The organism is Terracoccus luteus (assembly GCF_003635045.1).
GTDB lineage: Bacteria > Actinomycetota > Actinomycetes > Actinomycetales > Dermatophilaceae > Terracoccus > Terracoccus luteus.
The window spans coordinates 800591-818659 of sequence record NZ_RBXT01000001.1 but is presented as its reverse complement, the minus strand read 5'-3'; the positions used below and the strand labels follow the sequence as shown (position 1 = coordinate 818659).

11 protein-coding genes are annotated in these 18069 nt (G+C 72.4%); 6 read left to right on the top strand and 5 right to left on the bottom strand.

Annotated features, from left to right (window positions below; genetic code table 11):
• Positions 1-42: 42 nt before the first annotated feature.
• Together DFJ68_RS03790 and DFJ68_RS03785 are read right to left on the bottom strand one after the other, a co-directional pair.
• Positions 43-1074, bottom strand: a complete 1032-nt coding sequence (locus DFJ68_RS03790) for a hemolysin family protein (protein ID WP_420823648.1) — start codon at positions 1072-1074, stop codon at positions 43-45.
• A complete protein-coding gene (locus tag DFJ68_RS03785; RefSeq protein WP_121031145.1) occupies positions 1071-2459 on the bottom strand; it encodes a hemolysin family protein in 1389 nt (462 codons plus the stop codon). The genes DFJ68_RS03790 and DFJ68_RS03785 overlap by 4 nt, the downstream gene beginning before the upstream one ends.
• Positions 2460-2565: 106 nt before the next feature.
• Here DFJ68_RS03785 and DFJ68_RS03780 point away from each other — a divergent pair, with 106 nt between their 5' ends.
• The 5 genes from DFJ68_RS03780 to DFJ68_RS03760 all read left to right on the top strand — a co-directional run bounded on the left by DFJ68_RS03780 (position 2566) and on the right by DFJ68_RS03760 (position 9788).
• Positions 2566-3579 (top strand): ABC transporter ATP-binding protein, encoded by a 1014-nt coding sequence (locus DFJ68_RS03780; protein WP_372498834.1) that lies wholly within the window; start codon positions 2566-2568, stop codon positions 3577-3579.
• Positions 3576-4472 carry an ABC transporter permease gene (locus DFJ68_RS03775; RefSeq protein ID WP_245963441.1) on the top strand — a complete coding sequence of 299 codons (897 nt, stop codon included), beginning with the start codon at positions 3576-3578 and terminating at the stop codon, positions 4470-4472. The genes DFJ68_RS03780 and DFJ68_RS03775 overlap by 4 nt, the downstream gene beginning before the upstream one ends.
• A gap of 140 nt (positions 4473-4612) precedes the next feature.
• Complete coding sequence (locus tag DFJ68_RS03770) at positions 4613-8512, top strand: multifunctional oxoglutarate decarboxylase/oxoglutarate dehydrogenase thiamine pyrophosphate-binding subunit/dihydrolipoyllysine-residue succinyltransferase subunit (RefSeq protein WP_420823669.1); 3900 nt, start codon at positions 4613-4615, stop codon at positions 8510-8512.
• Between the two features lie 174 nt (positions 8513-8686).
• A complete protein-coding gene (locus tag DFJ68_RS03765; protein WP_121031140.1) occupies positions 8687-8890 on the top strand; it encodes a DUF6104 family protein in 204 nt (67 codons plus the stop codon).
• 58 nt (positions 8891-8948) lie between these two features.
• The gene (locus tag DFJ68_RS03760) at positions 8949-9788 is read left to right on the top strand and encodes a GDSL-type esterase/lipase family protein (protein WP_121031138.1); all 840 of its coding nucleotides are present in this window, start codon (positions 8949-8951) and stop codon (positions 9786-9788) included.
• Positions 9789-9877: 89 nt separating this feature from the next.
• On the opposite strand, the gene DFJ68_RS03755 is transcribed toward DFJ68_RS03760, so the two are convergent.
• Positions 9878-10327, bottom strand: a complete 450-nt coding sequence (locus tag DFJ68_RS03755) for a hypothetical protein (RefSeq protein ID WP_121031136.1) — start codon at positions 10325-10327, stop codon at positions 9878-9880.
• Between the two features lie 377 nt (positions 10328-10704).
• Between DFJ68_RS03755 and DFJ68_RS03750 the strand changes: the two genes are divergently transcribed.
• Positions 10705-10953, top strand: a complete 249-nt coding sequence (locus DFJ68_RS03750) for a WhiB family transcriptional regulator (RefSeq protein WP_121031134.1) — start codon at positions 10705-10707, stop codon at positions 10951-10953.
• Between the two features lie 140 nt (positions 10954-11093).
• Here the strand turns inward: DFJ68_RS03750 and DFJ68_RS03745 are convergent, their stop codons facing one another.
• Complete coding sequence (locus DFJ68_RS03745) at positions 11094-12581, bottom strand: sensor histidine kinase (protein ID WP_121031132.1); 1488 nt, start codon at positions 12579-12581, stop codon at positions 11094-11096.
• A 29-nt stretch (positions 12582-12610) separates the two neighbouring features.
• Positions 12611-17884: an NAD-glutamate dehydrogenase gene (locus DFJ68_RS03740; RefSeq protein ID WP_170165697.1), complete on the bottom strand. Its 5274-nt coding sequence runs from the start codon at positions 17882-17884 to the stop codon at positions 12611-12613.
• Between the last annotated feature and the right edge of the window lie 185 nt (positions 17885-18069).

The window sequence follows — 18069 nt, the reverse complement described above, 5'->3', positions numbered from 1 at the left end:
CCATCGGCCACCCGGCCACCGGGCCCGGCGGCTTCGGCGGGCTCAGCGCTGCGTCGTGTCGGTCACCTCGCCGACGAGCTCCTCGAGCACGTCCTCGAGGAAGACGACGCCGCTCACCTCGCCGGCCTCGTCGATGACCCGGGCGAGGTGGGCGCCCGTCGCCTGCATCGTGGCGAGGACGTCCTCGACCTCGTCCTGCTCGCGCACCGTGGCCAGGCGTCGCACGCGCTTGGCGGGGATGGGCAGGTCGTGGCGCTCGTCGTCGGCGTAGAGGACGTCCTTGAGGTGCACGTAGCCCGCGATGTCGCCCCCGGCGTCACGCACCGGGTAGCGCGAGAACCCCTGTCGGGCGACGAGCCGCTCGATGTCGGCCGGGGTGGCACCGAGCTCGACCGTCGTCAGCCCCGCGACGTCGACGGCGACGTCGCGGGCGAGCTTGTCGCTGAACTCGAGCGTCTTGGCCACGAGGCCGTGCCGCTCCTCCTCGATGAGGCCCTCGCGGCGTGACTCGCCGACGATCTGGGCCACCTCCTCGGCGGTGAAGGCCGAGGCGATCTCGTCCTTGGGCTCGATGCCGAGCCGGCGCACGAGCCCCTTGGCGATGACCTCCATCGCGTGCACGAGGGGACGGAGGCCGTTCGAGATGGCGTACAGCGTCGGCACGAGCAGCAGCGCCGCCCGCTCGGGCCCGGCGATGGCGAGGTTCTTCGGCACCATCTCGCCGACGACGACGTGCAGGTACGACACGACGAGCAGGGCGAGCGCGAGGGCCAGGCCGCTGGCCCAGGCGTCGCCGAGCCCGACGGAGTGGAACACCGGCTCGAACAGGTGGTGCAGGGCGTCCTCGGCGAGGGCACCGAGGCCCACCGAGCAGATGGTGATGCCGAGCTGGGCCGTGGCGAGCATCGAGCCGAGGCGCTCGAGGGCGTCGAGGCACGTGCGGGCCCGGCGGCTGCCGGCATCCGCGAGGGGTTCGAGACCCGAGCGGCGCACGGCCATGGCGGCGAACTCCGCCCCGACGAAGAAGGCGTTGCCGAGCAGCAGCAGCAACGAGACGGCGTAGGCCACGCTCACGCCCCGCCCGGCTGCGACGAGCCGGCTGACCCGGCTGACCCGGTCGACCCGGCGTCCGCACCCGTCGCCGGCCACGGCTCGACCGCGGTGTCGGGGTCGGGCACGAACCGCAGCCGGTCGACCCGGCGGCCCTCCATGCCCGCGACGGTGATGCGCCACCCGGGCACCGCGACGACGTCGCCGGCGACGGGCACCCGGCCCAGCACCTGCATGACGAAGCCGCCCATCGTCTCGTAGGCGGCGCCGTCGGGGACGTCGGCGTCGAAGGCCTCACGCACCTCGTCGGGGCGCCACAGGCCGGGCACGGTCCACGAGCCGTCGATGAGGGCGCGACCGCTCGGCCGGTTGCGGTCGTGCTCGTCGGCCACCTCGCCGACGATCTCCTCGACGACGTCCTCGAGGGTGACGATGCCCGACGTCCCGCCGTACTCGTCGACGACGACGGCCATCTGGAAGCCGCCCTCGCGCAGCTGGCGCAGCAGCGGGTCGAGGCGGATCGTCTCGGGGACGACGAGGCGGTCGACCATGAGGGCCGACACCGGCACGTCGCGCCGCCGGTCGTGCGGCACGGCCATCGCCTTCTTGACGTGCACGACGCCGTCGACGTCGTCCCAGTCGTCGCCGAGCACGGGGAAGCGGGAGTGCCCGGTGCGTCGGGCGAGGCGCAGCACGTCGTCGGCCGACTCGTCGCGGTGGATGCCGGTGCACCGCACCCGCGGCGTCATGACGTCGTCGGCGGTGCGCTCGCCGAAACCGAGCGAGCGCGTCAGCATGCGCGCGGTCGTGACGTCGAGCGTGCCCGCCTCGGCCGAGCGCTCGACGAGGCTGGCGAGCTCTTGCGGGGTGCGCGCGCCCGACAGCTCCTCCTGCGGCTCGATGCCGAGACGGCGCAGGACGGCGTTGGCCGACCCGTTGAGCACGACGATGAGGGGCCTCGCCACGACGGCGAAGACGCGCACGGGCAGCGCGACGACCTTGGCCGTGGCGAGCGGGGCGGAGATGCCGAGGAACTGCGGGAGCAGCTCGCCGAAGATCATCGAGAAGACGGTGGCGAGCACGAGGGCGACGACCGCCGAGACCGCCTGCGCCGGCCCCTCCCCCAGGCCCGCCGAGGCGAGGGGGCCCTCGATCAGGCGGCCGATGGAGGGCTCCGCGAGGTAGCCGACGACGAGCGTGGTGATGGTGATGCCGACCTGGGCGGCCGAAAGCTGGGTCGAGAGCTGCTTGAGCGACTGCAGCACGACGCGCGCCCGGGGGTCGCCCTCGTCGATGGCGCGCTGCACGGCGGGCCGGTCGAGCGCGACGAGGGAGAACTCGGCGGCGACGAACAACGTGGTGCCGGCCGTGAGCACCACCGCGCCCAGCAGCAGCAACCACTCGGTCATGGCGGCCACCCTAGCCAGCACCACGGACACTCCTCGGCCGCCACCCGTCGTGTCCGTGCCCGGCGCCGTCCGCAGGGGGCAGGATGCCGTGTGGTTGAGTGGGGGTGTGGCGAGCGCGACCCCCTCCCGGCCCCCACGTCCCGACTCGGCGGCAGCCGGCCCGCGCGGCGTCATCGAGGTGCGGGGGCTGACGAAGCGCTTCGGCTCCTTCACCGCCGTCGACGACCTCGACTTCGACGTGCGCCCCGGGCGGGTGACCGGCTTCCTCGGCCCGAACGGCAGCGGGAAGACGACGACGCTGCGCATGCTGCTCGGCCTCGTCCGGCCCACCGCGGGCACGGCGACGATCGACGGTCGGCGGTACGCCGAGATCGAGAACCCCCAGGCCGTCGTCGGCTCGGCGCTCGAGGCGACGAGCTTCCACCCCGGCCGCAGCGGGCGCGACCACCTGCGGGTGCTCGCCACCGTCGCCGGCGTGCCCGCCCGCCGGGTCGACGAGCTGCTCGAGCTCGTCGGCATACCGGCGGCGGCCCGGCAACGGGCCGGCGGCTACTCGATGGGCATGCGCCAGCGCCTCGGCCTGGCGGCCGCGCTGCTCGGCGACCCGGCCGTCATCATCCTCGACGAGCCGGCGAACGGCCTCGACCCGGAGGGCATCCGGTGGCTGCGCGGCTTCCTGCGCCACCTCGCCGACGAGGGCCGCACCCTGCTCATCTCCAGCCACATGCTCGGCGAGGTCGAGCAGACGGTCGACGACGTCGTCATCATCGCCAACGGCCGCCGGGTGGCCCAGGGCACCGTCGCCGAGCTGCGCGGCCGGGCGACCGCCTATGTGCGCACGTCCGACCCCGACGCCCTCGTGCGCGCCCTCTCCGACCGCGGGGTGCAGGCGCGTCGCCGGGGTGAGGGCCTGCAGGTCGACACCGGCGACCTCGTCCTCGTCGGCGACGTCGCCCACGCGGCCGACGTCGCCGTGCACGAGCTGCGGGGCGAGCAGACGCACCTCGAGGAGCTCTTCTTCACGCTCACCGAGACGGCCGAGAACCGCAACCGCAACCTCGGCGACGCCGGGGCGGCGGACACCCGGCACCGTGACCCGCAGCAGGAGGACCGCCGATGAGCAGCGGCACCGTCACCCCCGTCGGCCCGACCCCCTCGGCACCGCCCGGAGGGCAGCGCGCCACCGCCGACGGTGGCCGCGCGACGTTCGCCGCCTCGGTGCGTGCCGAGCTGCTCAAGTTCTTCACGACCCGGCTCTGGTGGGGCATGGCCATCGCCGTCGTCGTCGTCGGCGCCGCCTTCGCCACCGCCTTCGCGTTCCTGCTCACCTCCGACGCCGTGCGCGGGGGGCCCGGCGGCGGGGGGCCGGCGGTGCCGGTCACGGACGTCGCCCTCGCCAAGACCGTCTTCACCGGCGGCATCCAGGTCGGCTACCTGCTCACCCTCGCCATCGGCGTGCTGACGGTGGGCTCCGAGTACCGGCACAAGACGATCACGGGCACCTTCCTCGCCCAGCCGCGGCGCACCACGGTCATGGCGGCGAAGGTCGTCGCGCTGCTCGTGCTCGGCGTCTTCTACGGCATCCTGTCCCTGCTCGCCTCCGTGGCCGCGGGCACCGCAATCCTCGTGAGCAAGGGCTACTCCCCCTTCGCGGACCCGTCGATCTGGCGCACCCTCGCGCTCTCACTGCTCGTGCTCGGCCTCTGGGCGCTCATCGGGCTCGGCGTCGCGATCCTCGTGCCCAACCAGGTCGCGGCCCTGCTCATCGCCGTCGGCGTCGCGTGGATCGTCGACCCCGTGGTCGGCGGGCTCATCTCGCTGACGGAGACCGGCGCGAAGATCACCCCCTACCTGCCGAGCCAGGCGACGAGCGCGATGCTCGAGAGCACCGGCGGCTTCGGTGTCGCCTCCACCGCCCTCTCGTGGTGGGCGGCGGCCCTCGTCCTCGTCGCCTACGCCGCCGTCATGGCGGGCCTCGGCGTGTGGCGGACGCTGCGCAGCGACATCACCTGACTCGACATCCGGGCCCGCGTCGGGTATTGCGGGCCCGACGGCTAGGCTTGACCCCATTGCCCCACCCCGTCAGCAGCACTCACCGACACCACGAAAGAGGCGTATTCGCCGTGTCCGACCAGTCCACCACCGGCGACCCGATGGCAGCCTTCGGCCCCAACGAATGGCTCGTCGACGAGCTGTACGAGCAGTACAAGACCGACAAGCAGTCGGTCGACAAGGCCTGGTGGGCCTACTTCGAGGACTACCGGCCCGACCGCGAGCCGGGGGGCAACGGCGGGTCGGGCAACGGGACCGGCACGACGGCCACCACCCCGTCGGGTGCGAGCGCGGGCTCGGCGCCGGCCCCGACGGCATCCTCGAACGGCGGCTCGAACGGCGCGGCGGCGGGAACGGCCCCGGCGGCCCCGGCCCAGGGCACGTCGAAGGGTGACGACATGCCGGCCCCGAAGGCGACCGCGACGAGCGAGCCGCGAACCGAGGCCACGACCGAGCCGCGCACGGCGCCGGAGCGCACGGCGGCACCGGCCGCCCCCGCCGCTCCGACCAAGGCCGCGGCCGCCCGCACCGAGGCGCCCAAGCCCCGTGACATCCCCGAGTCCAAGCCCGCGGGCCCGGTCCAGGAGGACGTCGTCAAGCCGCTGCGCGGGGCGCCGGCACGCGTCGTCGCGAACATGGAGAGCTCGCTCGAGGTGCCCACCGCGACGAGCGTGCGCGCGGTGCCCGCCAAGCTGCTCATCGACAACCGCGTCGTCATCAACAACCACCTCGCCCGCTCGCGCGGCGGCAAGGTGAGCTTCACGCACCTCATCGGCTTCGCGATGGTCAAGGCGCTCGAGCTCATGCCCGAGATGAACAACGGCTACGTCGTCAAGGACGGCAAGCCCGCCCTCGTGCAGCCGGCCCACGTCGGATTCGGCCTCGCGATCGACCTGCAGAAGGACGACGGCACGCGCACGCTCGTCGTGCCCTCGATCAAGGCCGCCGAGACGATGGACTTCGTCCACTTCTGGACCGCCTACGAGGAGATGGTGCGCAAGGCGCGCCAGAACAAGCTGACGGTCGAGGACTTCAAGGGCACGACCATCTCGCTGACCAACCCCGGCGGCATCGGCACCGTGCACTCCGTGCCGCGGCTCATGGCCGGCCAGGGCGCCATCATCGGCGTGGGCGCGCTCGACTACCCCGCCGAGTGGCAGGGCGCGAGCAACGAGACCCTCAACCGCAACGCCGTCAGCAAGATCCTCACGCTGACCTCGACGTACGACCACCGCATCATCCAGGGCGCCCAGAGCGGCGACTTCCTGCGCATCGTGCACCAGCTGCTGCTCGGCGACAACCGCTTCTACGACGAGGTCTTCGAGTCGCTGCGGATCCCCTACGAGCCGATCCGCTGGACCCAGGACGTCGACTCCTCGCACGACGACGACATCAACAAGGTCGCCCGGGTGCAGGAGCTCATCCACGCCTACCGCGTGCGCGGCCACCTCATGGCCGACACCGACCCGCTCGAGTACCGACAGCGTCGCCACCACGACCTCGACGTGACGACGCACGGCCTCAGCCTCTGGGACCTCGACCGCACCTTCGCCACCGGCGGCTTCGGCGGCGCCCCCTTCCTCAAGCTGCGCAAGATCCTCGGCATCCTGCGCGACTCGTACTGCCGCACCGTCGGCATCGAGTACATGCACATCCAGGACCCCGACCAGCGCCGGTGGATCCAGGACAAGGTCGAGCGGCCCTACGTCAAGGCCTCGCGCGACGAGCAGCTGCGCATCATGCGCCGCCTCAACGCCGCCGAGGCGTTCGAGACCTTCCTGCAGACGAAGTTCGTCGGCCAGAAGCGCTTCTCGCTCGAGGGCGGCGAGTCGGTCATCGCCCTGCTCGACCGCGTGCTGTGCCGCGCGGCCTACGACGGCCTCGACGAGGTCTGCATCGGGATGCCGCACCGCGGGCGCCTCAACGTGCTCGCCAACATCGCCGGCAAGAGCTACGGCCAGATCTTCCGCGAGTTCGAGGGCAAGCAGGACCCCAACTCGGTGCAGGGCTCGGGCGACGTCAAGTACCACCTCGGCACCGAGGGCGAGTTCGTCGCCGAGGACGGCGCGAAGACGAAGGTCTACCTCGCCGCGAACCCGTCGCACCTCGAGGCCGTGAACCCGGTGCTCGAGGGCATCGTGCGTGCCAAGCAGGACCGCCTCAACCTCGCCGGCAAGAGCTTCACCGTGCTGCCCGTGCTCATGCACGGTGACGCGGCGTTCGCCGGGCAGGGCGTCGTCGCAGAGACGCTCAACCTGTCGCAGCTGCGCGGCTACCGCACCGGCGGCACCATCCACGTCGTCGTCAACAACCAGGTCGGCTTCACGACCTCGCCGAGCAGCTCGCGCTCGTCGGTGTACTCCACCGACGTGGCCCGGATGATCCAGGCGCCGATCTTCCACGTCAACGGCGACGACCCCGAGGCGTGCGTGCGCGTGGCCGAGATGGCCTACGAGTACCGCCAGGAGTTCAACGCCGACGTCGTCATCGACATGGTCTGCTACCGCCGCCGCGGTCACAACGAGGGCGACGACCCGTCGATGACCCAGCCGCTCATGTACAACCTCATCGAGGCCAAGCGGTCGGTGCGCAAGCTCTACACCGAGTCGCTCATCGGCCGCGGTGACCTCGACCAGGCCGACGCCGAGGCCGCCCTGCGCGACTACCAGCAGCAGCTCGAGCGCGTCTTCGTCGAGACGAAGGCGGCCAAGCAGGCAGCACCGGAGACGCAGTCCGGTGCGGGCGACACCCCCGACTCCGACGCGCCCGACAACGCCGGCCTCGAGAAGCCGAAGGCCCAGGTCGAGGACGCCGGGGCGCCGACGCGCTCCGCGACCGAGACGGGGGTCGACGCCCGCGAGCTCGTGCACATCGGCGAGACGTTCACCAACCCGCCCGAGGGCTTCACCGTCCACCCCAAGCTGGCCCAGCTCATGGACAAGCGGGCGCAGATGGTGCACGACGGTGGCATCGACTGGCCGATGGCCGAGCTGCTCGCCTTCGGCACCCTGCTCAAGGAGGGCACGCCCGTGCGCCTCGCCGGGCAGGACAGCCGTCGCGGCACCTTCGTGCAGCGCCACGCGGTGCTCATCGACAAGAACGACGGGGAGGAGTGGACGCCGCTGCTGTACCTCGGTGAGGGCCAGGCCCGCTTCTGGGTCTACGACTCGCTCCTGTCGGAGTACGCCGCCATGGGCTTCGAGTACGGCTACTCGGTCGAGCGGCCCGACGCGCTCGTGCTGTGGGAGGCGCAGTTCGGCGACTTCGGCAACGGCGCGCAGACCATCGTCGACGAGTTCATCAGCAGCTCGGAGCAGAAGTGGGGCCAGCGCAGCTCGGTCGTGCTGCTGCTCCCCCACGGCTACGAGGGCCAGGGCCCCGACCACAGCTCGGCGCGCATCGAGCGCTACCTGCAGCTGTGCGCCGAGAACAACATGACGGTCGCCTACCCCTCGACGGCGGCGAGCTACTTCCACCTCCTGCGCCGGCAGGCGTACCACAAGCCGCGCACGCCGCTCGTCGTCTTCACCCCGAAGTCGATGCTGCGCAGCAAGGCGGCGGCCAGCCCGGTCGAGGCCTTCACCTCGGGTGGCTTCGCGCCGGTGCTCGCCGACCACGAGGGCGTCACGCAGAAGGTCGACCGCGTGCTGCTCGCCTCCGGCAAGGTGGTGCACGAGCTCGACGCCGAGCGCGCCAAGCGTGGCGACACCTCGACGGCGATCCTGCGTGTCGAGCGCCTCTACCCGATCCCCGACAAGGAGATCGCCGAGGCCGTCGAGCAGTACCCCGGCGCCGAGATCGTCTGGGTGCAGGACGAGCCCCGCAACCAGGGCGCCTGGCCGCTCATGGCGCAGTGGCTGAACGACGACCTCAGTGCCCGGGGCGAGAAGCGCCCGGTCCGGGTCGTCTCGCGACCCGCGTCGGCCTCGCCGGCGACCGGGTCGTCGAAGAAGCACGCCGCCGAGCAGGCCGAGCTCATGGACGCCGCCTTCGGCCGCTGAGGCCGATCCGGCCGGCGATCCGCACGACGGGTCTGCACGACGGGTCTGCACGGCGCCGCACGGTCGGTCGCCGGAGGGGTGGGAAGGGGCGCGAGTACGTTGCTCCCCACCCCTCGGGCGTCCCGGCGGTCGTGCCTCGCGTGGCCGCCGGGACGCACGCGATAACCTCCCCACGTGTACTTCACCGACCGGGGCATCGAAGAGCTCGCGTCGCGCCGCGGCGACGACGAGGTCACCCTCGACTGGCTCGCCGAGCAGTTGCGCACCTTCGTCGACCTCAACCCCGAGTTCGAGGTCCCCGTCGAGCGGCTGGCCACGTGGCTGGCCCGGCTCGACGACGACGATGACGCCGACGACACCGAGGACACCGACGAGTGAGGCGGCCCGCGACCCCCGCCGACCCGCTGCGACCACCGATGACGAGGACCCACCGACGATGAGCGACACGAGAGCCGGAGACGACGGCGTCACGCACGAGTTCGGCGTCGGCCCGGCCTACCCCACCGCGCACACGCAGTTCACGAACGACACGACCCCCGTGACCGGTGGACGCAGGCCGCACCCGGATACCGGGTCGCCCACGGGTGCCCACGCCACCTCGCCGGCGGGTCCCACCTTCGGCTCCGACGCCACCGCCCCGGTGCCGACGTTCGCGCCGAGCCCCGAGAGCCTCGTCACCGAGGGCGTGCGCGACGTCGGCATGGCCTTCGTCGGCGCCTCGCTCGTCGCCGGCTACGGCGACCCGAAGGGCCTCGGCTGGGTCGGCCGGGTCGTCGCCCGCACCCAGCACCCGGACCTCGACCTCACCGCCTACAACCTCGGCGTGCGCGGCGACACCTCCGGCGACGTCGTCGCCCGCTGGGGCGCCGAGTGCCACCCGCGGTGGAAGGGCCGGGCCGAGCGCCGTCTCGTGCTGTCCGTCGGCGCGGGCGACATCACCTCGGGCATGACGATGGCGCGCTCGCGGCTCAACCTCGCCAACGTCGTCGACGAGGCGACCAACGCCGGTATCGGCGTCTTCGTCGTCGGCCTCGCCCCGACGCTCGACCCCGAGCAGAACCGCCGCGTCGAGGCGCTCGCGGAGGCGCAGGCCGACGTCTGCGCGCGCCGCGGCGTGACCTACGTCGACTGCTACCGACCGCTCGTCGGCCACGACCAGTGGATGGCCGACCTCGCCGCCAGCCCCGACCGGGTGCACCCCGGCCAGGCGGGCTACGGCCTCATCGCGTGGCTCGTGCTCCACAACGGCTGGAATGACTGGCTGCAGCTGGGCTGAGCCCGTGGGCCGTCCGCCGGCGCGCCCTCCCCGTCACTCCCGCGCGGTCGCTCCGGCACGGGCGCTCCGGCACGCTCGACCCTGTGCGGTCACTCCGGTCGGGACCCCGCGTCGGGGTCGGCCGAGGTCACGGGGCGGCGCGGCGCCGTGCCGAGGGCGGCCACGATGCCGACGACGGCGAGGGCCCCGGTGGCGACCGCCACGGGCCCGCGGTCCGACTGCAGCAGCGACCACGCGACGGGCAACAACAGGGCGTTGACGAGCAGCGTCGGGGTGCGCGGCCAGTCGTGCCCGCGCCACCAGGCGCGGGACATCGCCGCGAAGAAGACGGCGAAGACGAGGATGAGGCCGCCCGACGTCGCCGCCGTGACGAGGTTGTCGCTCGCCCCCGAGACGATCTCGACGACGTAGAAGACGACGAACCCGAGGAGCACGAGCGCCTCGACGCCGGTGACGACGGCGCACACGGTCACCGCCGGCGGCCGCTCACCGGGCAGGGGGACGCTGCGGTCGGGCTCGCGGTCGGGCAGGTCACTCACGGCGCGAGCGTAGCCACAGGTGACGCACGTCTCGGGATCGGGTCCGCAAAAGGTGGAGTTGACCGGGCCCAGCCGATAGAGTTGGTCCTTGGTGTGGACTGCGCCCGGCAGTGACCGGCGCGCCACCCGCGGTCGGTCACCCCGACGGCATCCGGCCTCAGGAACATTCTCCTGCGTCCCGGACGTTCGGCGTGGGTGGTCCACCATCCGATCAGGACGTGCTCGTCGCGCGACCCGACCGACCCGGCCCGACCATCCGGCTGCACGACCGTTCCACCAGCACGACTGCAAGGCTCCGACAACGACGCTGGCGCCCGAGAGAACGCACCTGCCGACGGCATCCGTGCGCACGATGAGATGAAGGAGCACGATCCCACATGGATTGGCGCGACCGCGCTGCCTGCCTGGACGTCGACCCCGAGCTGTTCTTCCCGATCGGGAACACGGGGCCGGCCATCCTCCAGATCGAAGAAGCAAAGGCCGTGTGCCGCACCTGCCCGGTGATCGACACCTGCCTCAAGTGGGCCCTCGAGAGCGGCCAGGACGCCGGAGTGTGGGGCGGACTGTCCGAGGACGAGCGTCGCGCCCTCAAGCGACGGAACGCGCGAGCACGCCGCGCGGGCTGAGCCGACCCCCGACCCGGTCGGGGCGGCTGCCGACAGGCCCGGTGACCCTCGAGGTCGCCGGGCTTTCGTGTGCCCGGGTCACGACCGGCCTCCGTGCCGCCGCCCCGGTCGAGCGGGCGAAGGCGGCGGATGCCGGGTGGTCAGGCCATCGGGCGCAGCTTGGCCGTGAAGCGGGCGCGGGTGCCGTGCGGCTCGACGTCCTCCCACGTGATGCGACCGCCGAGGTCGGCGACGAGCGAGGCGACGATCTGCGTGCCGAGACCCGACCCGGGGCGGTGGTCGGGGTCGATCCCCCGGCCGTCGTCCTCGACGCTGACGTCGACGACCTCCGTGCCCCGCTCGTCGGGGTGGCGCGCCACGGTGATGCGCACGGCGCCGCCACGGTCGGCGAGGCCGTGCTCGATGGAGTTCTGCACCAGCTCGCTCAGCACCATCGACAGGGACGTCGCGTCCTCGGCCCGCAGCCGCCCGAAGCTGCCCTCGGTGACGGTGCGCACGGGCACGCCGTTGGCCGACACCTCGACGACCGCACCGAGGCCCCGCTGGGCGATGGCGTCGAAGTCGACCGTCTCGTCGAAGCCCGCGCTCAGCTGCTCGTGCACCATGGCGATGGTGCCGACGCGGCGCTCGGCCTCGGCGAGAGCGGCGCGGGCCTCCCCGACGGGGAGCCGACGGGCCTGCAGCCGCAGCAGCGCCGCCACCGACTGGAGGTTGTTCTTGACCCGGTGGTGGATCTCGCGGATCGTCGCGTCCTTTGTCATGAGCTCGCGCTCGCGCCGTCGCAGCTCGCCGACGTCGCGCATGAGCACGATGGCACCGAAGCGCTGGCCCGCCTCGGTGAGCGGGATGGCCCGCATCGAGACCGTCGTGCCGCCGGCGACGACCTCGGTGCGCCACGGCTGGCGGCCGGTGACGACGAGCGCGAGCCCCTCGTCGACGGGGTCGAGCTCGCGCACGTTGTCGGTGACGATCTGCGCCAGGCTCGCCCCGACGACCTCGCCGAGGTGCCCGAGGCGGTGCAGCGCCGAGACGGCGTTGGGGCTGGCGTAGGTGACGACGCCGTCGACGTCGAGCCGGATGACGCCGTCGCCCACCCGGGGGGCGCCGCGACGCAGCCCGGTCGGCGCGCTCGAGTTGGGGAACTCACCGCCGGTCACCATGCGGCAGAGGGCGTCGGCGGTGGCGAGGTAGGTCAGCTCGAGGCGGCTCGGGGTGCGGGTGGTCCAGAGGTTGGTGTGCCGGGTCATGACGGCCACGACCCGGCCCTCGCGCACGACCGGGATGTACTCCTCGCGCACCGACTGCTCGGGAGCGTGCTCCTGGACGACCTGCACCTGCCGCACGCGCAGGATGCGCTGCTCGGCGGCGGCCTCGTCGAGCAGGTCGTGGGTGCGCCCGGGCTCGGCGGTGCGCCCGACCTGGTCCTCGACGAAGACGAGCTGGCCGGTCGTCGGACGCACGTGCGCCACCGCCTCCCAGTCGGCCTCGACCGAGTGGACCCAGAGGACGAGGTCGGCGAAGGAGAGGTCGGCGACGAGCTGCCAGTCGCCGACGAGCAGCTGCAGCCACTCGACGTCGGGGGCCGCCACGTCGGTCCGGGCCCGCAACAGCTCGCTCAGGGTCGCCACGTCCCGAGCCTAACGGGGCCGCGGGTGGGTCACTCCTTCGCCGGGGTCTTCTCCGTCGCCTTGGCCGCCGCCTTCTTCGACGCCCGTCCCGTGGTGCCGGCCGGCGTCGTGGTGGCGGACGACGTCCTCGCCTTCGCCGACCCCGTCTTCGCCGTCGTGGCCGTCGTGGACGTCTTGGCCGTCGTGGACGTGGTCGCGGGGGCCGTCGACGCGGACTTCGTCGTGCGGGCCTTCGACGTGGATGCCGGTGAGCCGGCGCCCGCACCGGAGCGCCGTCCCGCGCTGGTGGCCTTGGCCCTCTTCGACCGGGCGGACGCCGACGACGACGCCTCGCCCGGGTGGGCCACCTCGGCGGCGTCCACCGGGGTCGGCGCGTTCGACGACGCGGGCCGGGTGACCGTGCGCAGGGTGCGCAGGGCGACCGAGAGGGCCGCGATGCCGGCGTGGCTCATCCGCTCGATGCCGCCGAGGGCCGCGCGGGCGCGGCTCAGGGCGTCCGCGTTGGCCTCGGACCACCGGTCGAGTCGGGCGGCGGCGTCCTGCGAGCGGTCGCTCACCTCGAGCACCGACCGGGTCAAGGCCTCGAGCACGGCGTAGAGGTCGTCGCGCAGGGCGCCACGGGCGAGGGCGTCCCAGCGGTCGTCGCGGGGCAGCGCGGTGACCCGCGTCAGCATGGCGTCGATCGAGAACGTCTCGGAGGTGCGGAAGTAGACCGCGACGACGTCGTCGAGCGACTCCCCCGTCTCCTCGGCGATCTCGATGCAGTCGAGCACCGAGTAGGCGTCGAGCAGCGAGGCGGCCGACGTCGCGAGGTCCTCGGGCACGCCCTTGCCGGTCAGCTCACGGGCCCGGCGCTGCAGGCGCGAGCGCTCGCTGCCCTGGAGCACCTCGGCCATGCGCCCCGAGTACGACTCGATGCCGGGGCGGAAGCGGGCCACCTCGCCGGCGATGTCGAGCACGGCCGGGCGCGAGGTGAGGAACCAGCGCACGGCGCGGTCGATGAGGCGCCGGAACTCGAGGTAGAGCAGGGTCTGCGCCGACGTGCTGACGACGTTGTCGGTGGCCTCGACCTGGCGCACGAAGCCGGCGAGGTCGAACACCTCGCGGCACACGACGTAGGCCCGGGCGACCTGCTCGGGCGAGGCCCCCGTCTCCTCGACGCACCGGTAGGCGAAGGTGATGCCGCCGCGGTTGACCATCGAGTTGGCGACCGCGTTCGTGACGATCTCGCGGCGCAGTGGGTGGGCGGCGATCTGCTCGGCGTACCGGCCGCGCAGCGCCTTGGGGAAGTAGTCGGCGAGCGTCGCGTCGAACCACGGGTCGTCGGGCAGGGTCGTGCCGATGAGCTGGTTCTTGAGGTAGAGCTTGCTGTAGGCGACGAGCACCGAGAACTCCGGAGCGACGAGGCCCAGGCCGTCCTTCTGGCGCCGGGCGATCTCGGCGTCCGAGGGCAGGAACTCGAGCGCCCGGTCGAGGTCGCCGTGCTCCTCGAGGAAGTGGATGAGCCGCTCGTGCACCGGCAGCATCGGGTGCTGCTGGGCGCGCGCGTTGCCGAGCAGCACGTTCTGCTCGTAGTTGTCGCGCAGCACCGCCTCCGCCACGTCGTCGGTCATCGACGCGAGCAGCGTGTTGCGCCGCTTCGTCGTCAGCTCGCCCGTGCGGGTCAGCTCGGTGAGCAGGATCTTGATGTTGACCTCGTGGTCGGAGGTGTCGACGCCGGCGCTGTTGTCGATGGCGTCGGTGTTGACCCGAACGCCGGCCATGGCCGCCTCGATGCGACCGAGCTGGCTCATGCCGAGGTTGCCGCCCTCGCCGATGACCTTGCAGCGCAGCTCGCCGCCGTTGACGCGGATGGCGTCGTTGGCCCGGTCACCGATCTCGGTGTTCGTCTCCCCCGTCGCCTTCACGTAGGTGCCGATGCCGCCGTTCCACAGCAGGTCGACGGGCGCGAGCAGGATGGCGCGCATGAGCTCGGCCGGCGTCATGCTCTTCGTCCCGGACCGCAGGCCCAGGGCGGCGACCATCTCCGGCGTGATCGCCACCGACTTCGCGGCGCGGTCGATGACGGCCCCGCCCCGAGAGATGAGCGACGTGTCGTAGTCGGCCCACGACGAGCCCGGCAGGTCGAACATCCGCCTGCGCTCGGCGTACGAGGTCGCGGCGTCGGGCGTCGGGTCGATGAAGATGTGCCGGTGGTCGAAGGCCGCGCGGAGCAGGATGTGCTCGCTCAGCAGCATCCCGTTGCCGAAGACGTCCCCGCTCATGTCGCCGACGCCGACGACCGAGAACTCCTGCGTCTGGGTGTCGACGCCGAGCTCGCGGAAGTGGCGCTTCACCGACTCCCACGCCCCGCGGGCGGTGATGCCCATGCCCTTGTGGTCGTAGCCGGCCGAGCCGCCCGAGGCGAAGGCGTCGTCGAGCCAGAACCCGTAGTCGGCCGAGATGCCGTTGGCGATGTCGCTGAACTTCGCCGTGCCCTTGTCGGCCGCGACGACAAGGTAGGTGTCGTCCTCGTCGTGGCGCACGACGCGCTGCGGCGGGACGGCCTCGCTCTGCACGAGGTTGTCGGTGATGTCGAGCAGCCCCGAGATGAACATGCGGTAGCTCGCGATGCCCTCGTCCATCCAGGCCTGGCGGTCGACGGCGGGGTCGGGCAGCTGCTTGGCGTAGAAGCCGCCCTTGCTGCCGGTCGGCACGATGACGGCGTTCTTGACCATCTGCGCCTTGACGAGACCGAGCACCTCGGTGCGGAAGTCCTCGCGCCGGTCGCTCCAGCGCAGGCCGCCGCGGGCGACCTTGCCGAAGCGCAGGTGCACGCCCTCGACCCGGGGGCTGTAGACCCAGATCTCGAACATCGGGCGCGGCGCCGGCAGGTCGGGGATCTTGCGCGGGTTGAGCTTGAGCGAGACGTAGGTCTTGTCGGCCCCGTCGGCGTCCGGCTGGTAGAAGTTCGTGCGCAGGCTGGCCTGCACGACCCCGAGCAGGGCCCGCACGATGCGGTCGTGGTCGAGGCTGGCGACGTCGTCGAGCGCCTCCTTGACCGCGGCGACGATGGTGCGCTGCCTCGCCGCCCGCTTCTCCAGTCCCGCGTGGGTGTCGGGGAAGGCGTCAGGGTCGAAGCGCGCCTCGAACAGCTCGACGAGGCTGCGCGCGATGTGGCTGTGCGTGACGAGGGCCGACTCGACGTACTCCTGCGAGAAGGTCGAGCGGGTCTGGCGCAGGTACTTGGCCACGGTGCGCAGGATGACGACCTGGCGCCAGGTCAGGCCGGCGCCGAGCACGAGGGCGTTGAAGCCGTCGCTCTCGGCGCGGCCGTCCCACACCGCCGAGAAGGCCTCCTCGAACCGGGTCGTCGTGTCGGCGGTGTCGGCAGCGTCGCCGCCCCACACGTCGGTGGATGCCGCGCGCAGCCCGAAGTCGTAGACGTGCAGCGAGCCATCGCCCTCCGGCACGACGTAGGGGCGCTCGTCAGACACCTCGACGCCGAGGTGGGTGAAGAGGGGCAGCACCTGCGTCAGGGACAGCTCGGCCCGGCGGTAGAGCTTGAACCGACGCTCGCGCTCGTCGTCGCTGGCCGGGTCGAGGTAGAGGTGCAGGGCGGTCGCGTCGGGTCGCCCCTGCTGGTCGGCGAGCGCGTCGATGCGGTCGAGGTCCGCGACGGCGGTCGTGACGTCGAAGTCCTCCTTGTACGCCTCGGGCAGGGCCTTGGCCCAGGTGGCCATGGCCCGGGCGGCGCCCTCCGCTCCCCGGGACTCGGTGAGCGCCTCGGAGAGGTCCTCGTCCCACGTGCGGGTCGCCTCGACGACGCGCTGCTGCAGGGCGGCCTCGTCGACGTCCGGGATCTCGACACCGGACGGCATCCGCACGACGAAGTGCAGGCGCGCGAGGGTCGACTCGCTGACGCGGGCGGTGTTGTCGATCGAGGCGCCGCCGAAGGCGTCGAGCAGGATGGCCTCGATGCGCAGTCGCACCGTCGTGTTGTAGCGGTCGCGGGGCAGGTAGACGAGGCAGCTCATGAAGCGGCCGAACTCGTCGCGGCGCAGGAAGAGGCGGGTCTTGCGCCGCTCCTGCAGGTGCAGCACGGCCGTCGCGATCTGGGCCAGCTGCTTCGGCGAGGTCTGCAGCAGCTCGTCGCGCGGGTAGGTCTCGAGGATCTGCAGGATGTCCTTGCCCGAGTGGCTCTCGGGGGCGAGGCCCGTCTCGCGCAGCACCTGCTGGGCGCGCACGTCGAGCAGCGGGATGTCGTGGATCGTGTCGTTGTAGGCGGCGCTCGCGTAGAGGCCGAGGAAGCGCTGCTCGCCGACGCACTCGCCGCGGGCGTCGAACCGCTTGACCGCGATGTAGTCGAGGTAGACGTTGCGGTGCACGGTGGCCCGGGAGTTCGCCTTGGTGATGATGAGGATGGTCGAGTCTCGCGCCGCCCGTGACGCCGCCGGTGTGAGCACGAGCCCCTCGGTCGACTCGGGCCGGTCGAAGCGCAGCAGGCCGAGGCCGGTGCCCGGCACCTGGCGGGAGACGTCGTGGTCACCGTCGTGGCTCAGGGTGTACTCGCGGTAGCCCAGGAAGGTGAAGTTGTTGTGGGCCAGCCACTCGAGGAAGCGGCTGGCCTCACGGGCCTGGTGCGGGTCGGTCCCGGGGGGCGCGACCGACTTCAGCTCGCTCGCCACGGTGAGGGCGTGCGCGCGCATCTTGGGCCAGTCCTCGACCGCGGCCCGCACGTCGTCGAGCACCGAACGCAGCCGCGACTCGACGTCGGGCAGCGACGCCTCGGGCAGCCGGTCGATCTCGAGGTACATCCACGACTCGCGCACGAGGCCGACGGAGGTGCTGTCGACCGTCGTCTCACCGTCGACGAGGACGCGGTCGAGGTCACCGGTCACCGACCGGGCCACCGTGACCTGCGGGTGGATGAGCAGGTGGACGCCGCTGTCGAACCCACCGAGGGCGGAGACGACGGAGTCGACGAGGAAGGGCATGTCGTCGGTGACGACCTGCACGACAGTGTGGCTCGACTCCCAGCCGTCGACCTCACGGTCGGGGTTGAGGGCGCGCACGCTCGTCGTCCCGACGGGGCGGTCCTGCGCGAAGGCCCGGTGCCCGGCCACGATCGCGGCCAGCTCGTCGGGCTCACGGACGATGAGGTCCTCGGTCGCGACGAGGCGGTAGTACGCCTGCAGCAGCGACCGGGTCTCCTTCTCGTGCCGGTCGCGCGAGCGCCCCCGTCGCGATGGCTCGTCGGAGGAGACGAGCGCCGCGGCCGCCTCCATCACGTCGTTCCGAGACTCTTCGAGTGACGCGGACATGCGTTACGACTTCCTCACCGTGGCGACCCCAGCGCGACACGTCCCTGTGCCGTGCATCTCACGATGTGAGCCTACTGCGTGGCCGTCCGCGTCCGGGGTGGGGTCGGGACCCGGCGCGTCCCGCTCCTCACTACCCGCGCGGACCCGTGGAGAACTCCGGGGACGCCGCGCGCGCACCTCCTAGA

Coding starts and splice junctions, on each gene's coding strand:
- DFJ68_RS03750 (WP_121031134.1), top strand. CDS start 10,705: ATGGATTGGCGCGACCGCGCTGCCTGCCTGGACGTCGACCCCGAGCTG.
- DFJ68_RS03785 (WP_121031145.1), bottom strand. CDS start 2,459: ATGACCGAGTGGTTGCTGCTGCTGGGCGCGGTGGTGCTCACGGCCGGC.
- DFJ68_RS03740 (WP_170165697.1), bottom strand. CDS start 17,884: ATGTCCGCGTCACTCGAAGAGTCTCGGAACGACGTGATGGAGGCGGCC.
- DFJ68_RS03760 (WP_121031138.1), top strand. CDS start 8,949: ATGAGCGACACGAGAGCCGGAGACGACGGCGTCACGCACGAGTTCGGC.
- DFJ68_RS03775 (WP_245963441.1), top strand. CDS start 3,576: ATGAGCAGCGGCACCGTCACCCCCGTCGGCCCGACCCCCTCGGCACCG.
- DFJ68_RS03770 (WP_420823669.1), top strand. CDS start 4,613: ATGGCAGCCTTCGGCCCCAACGAATGGCTCGTCGACGAGCTGTACGAG.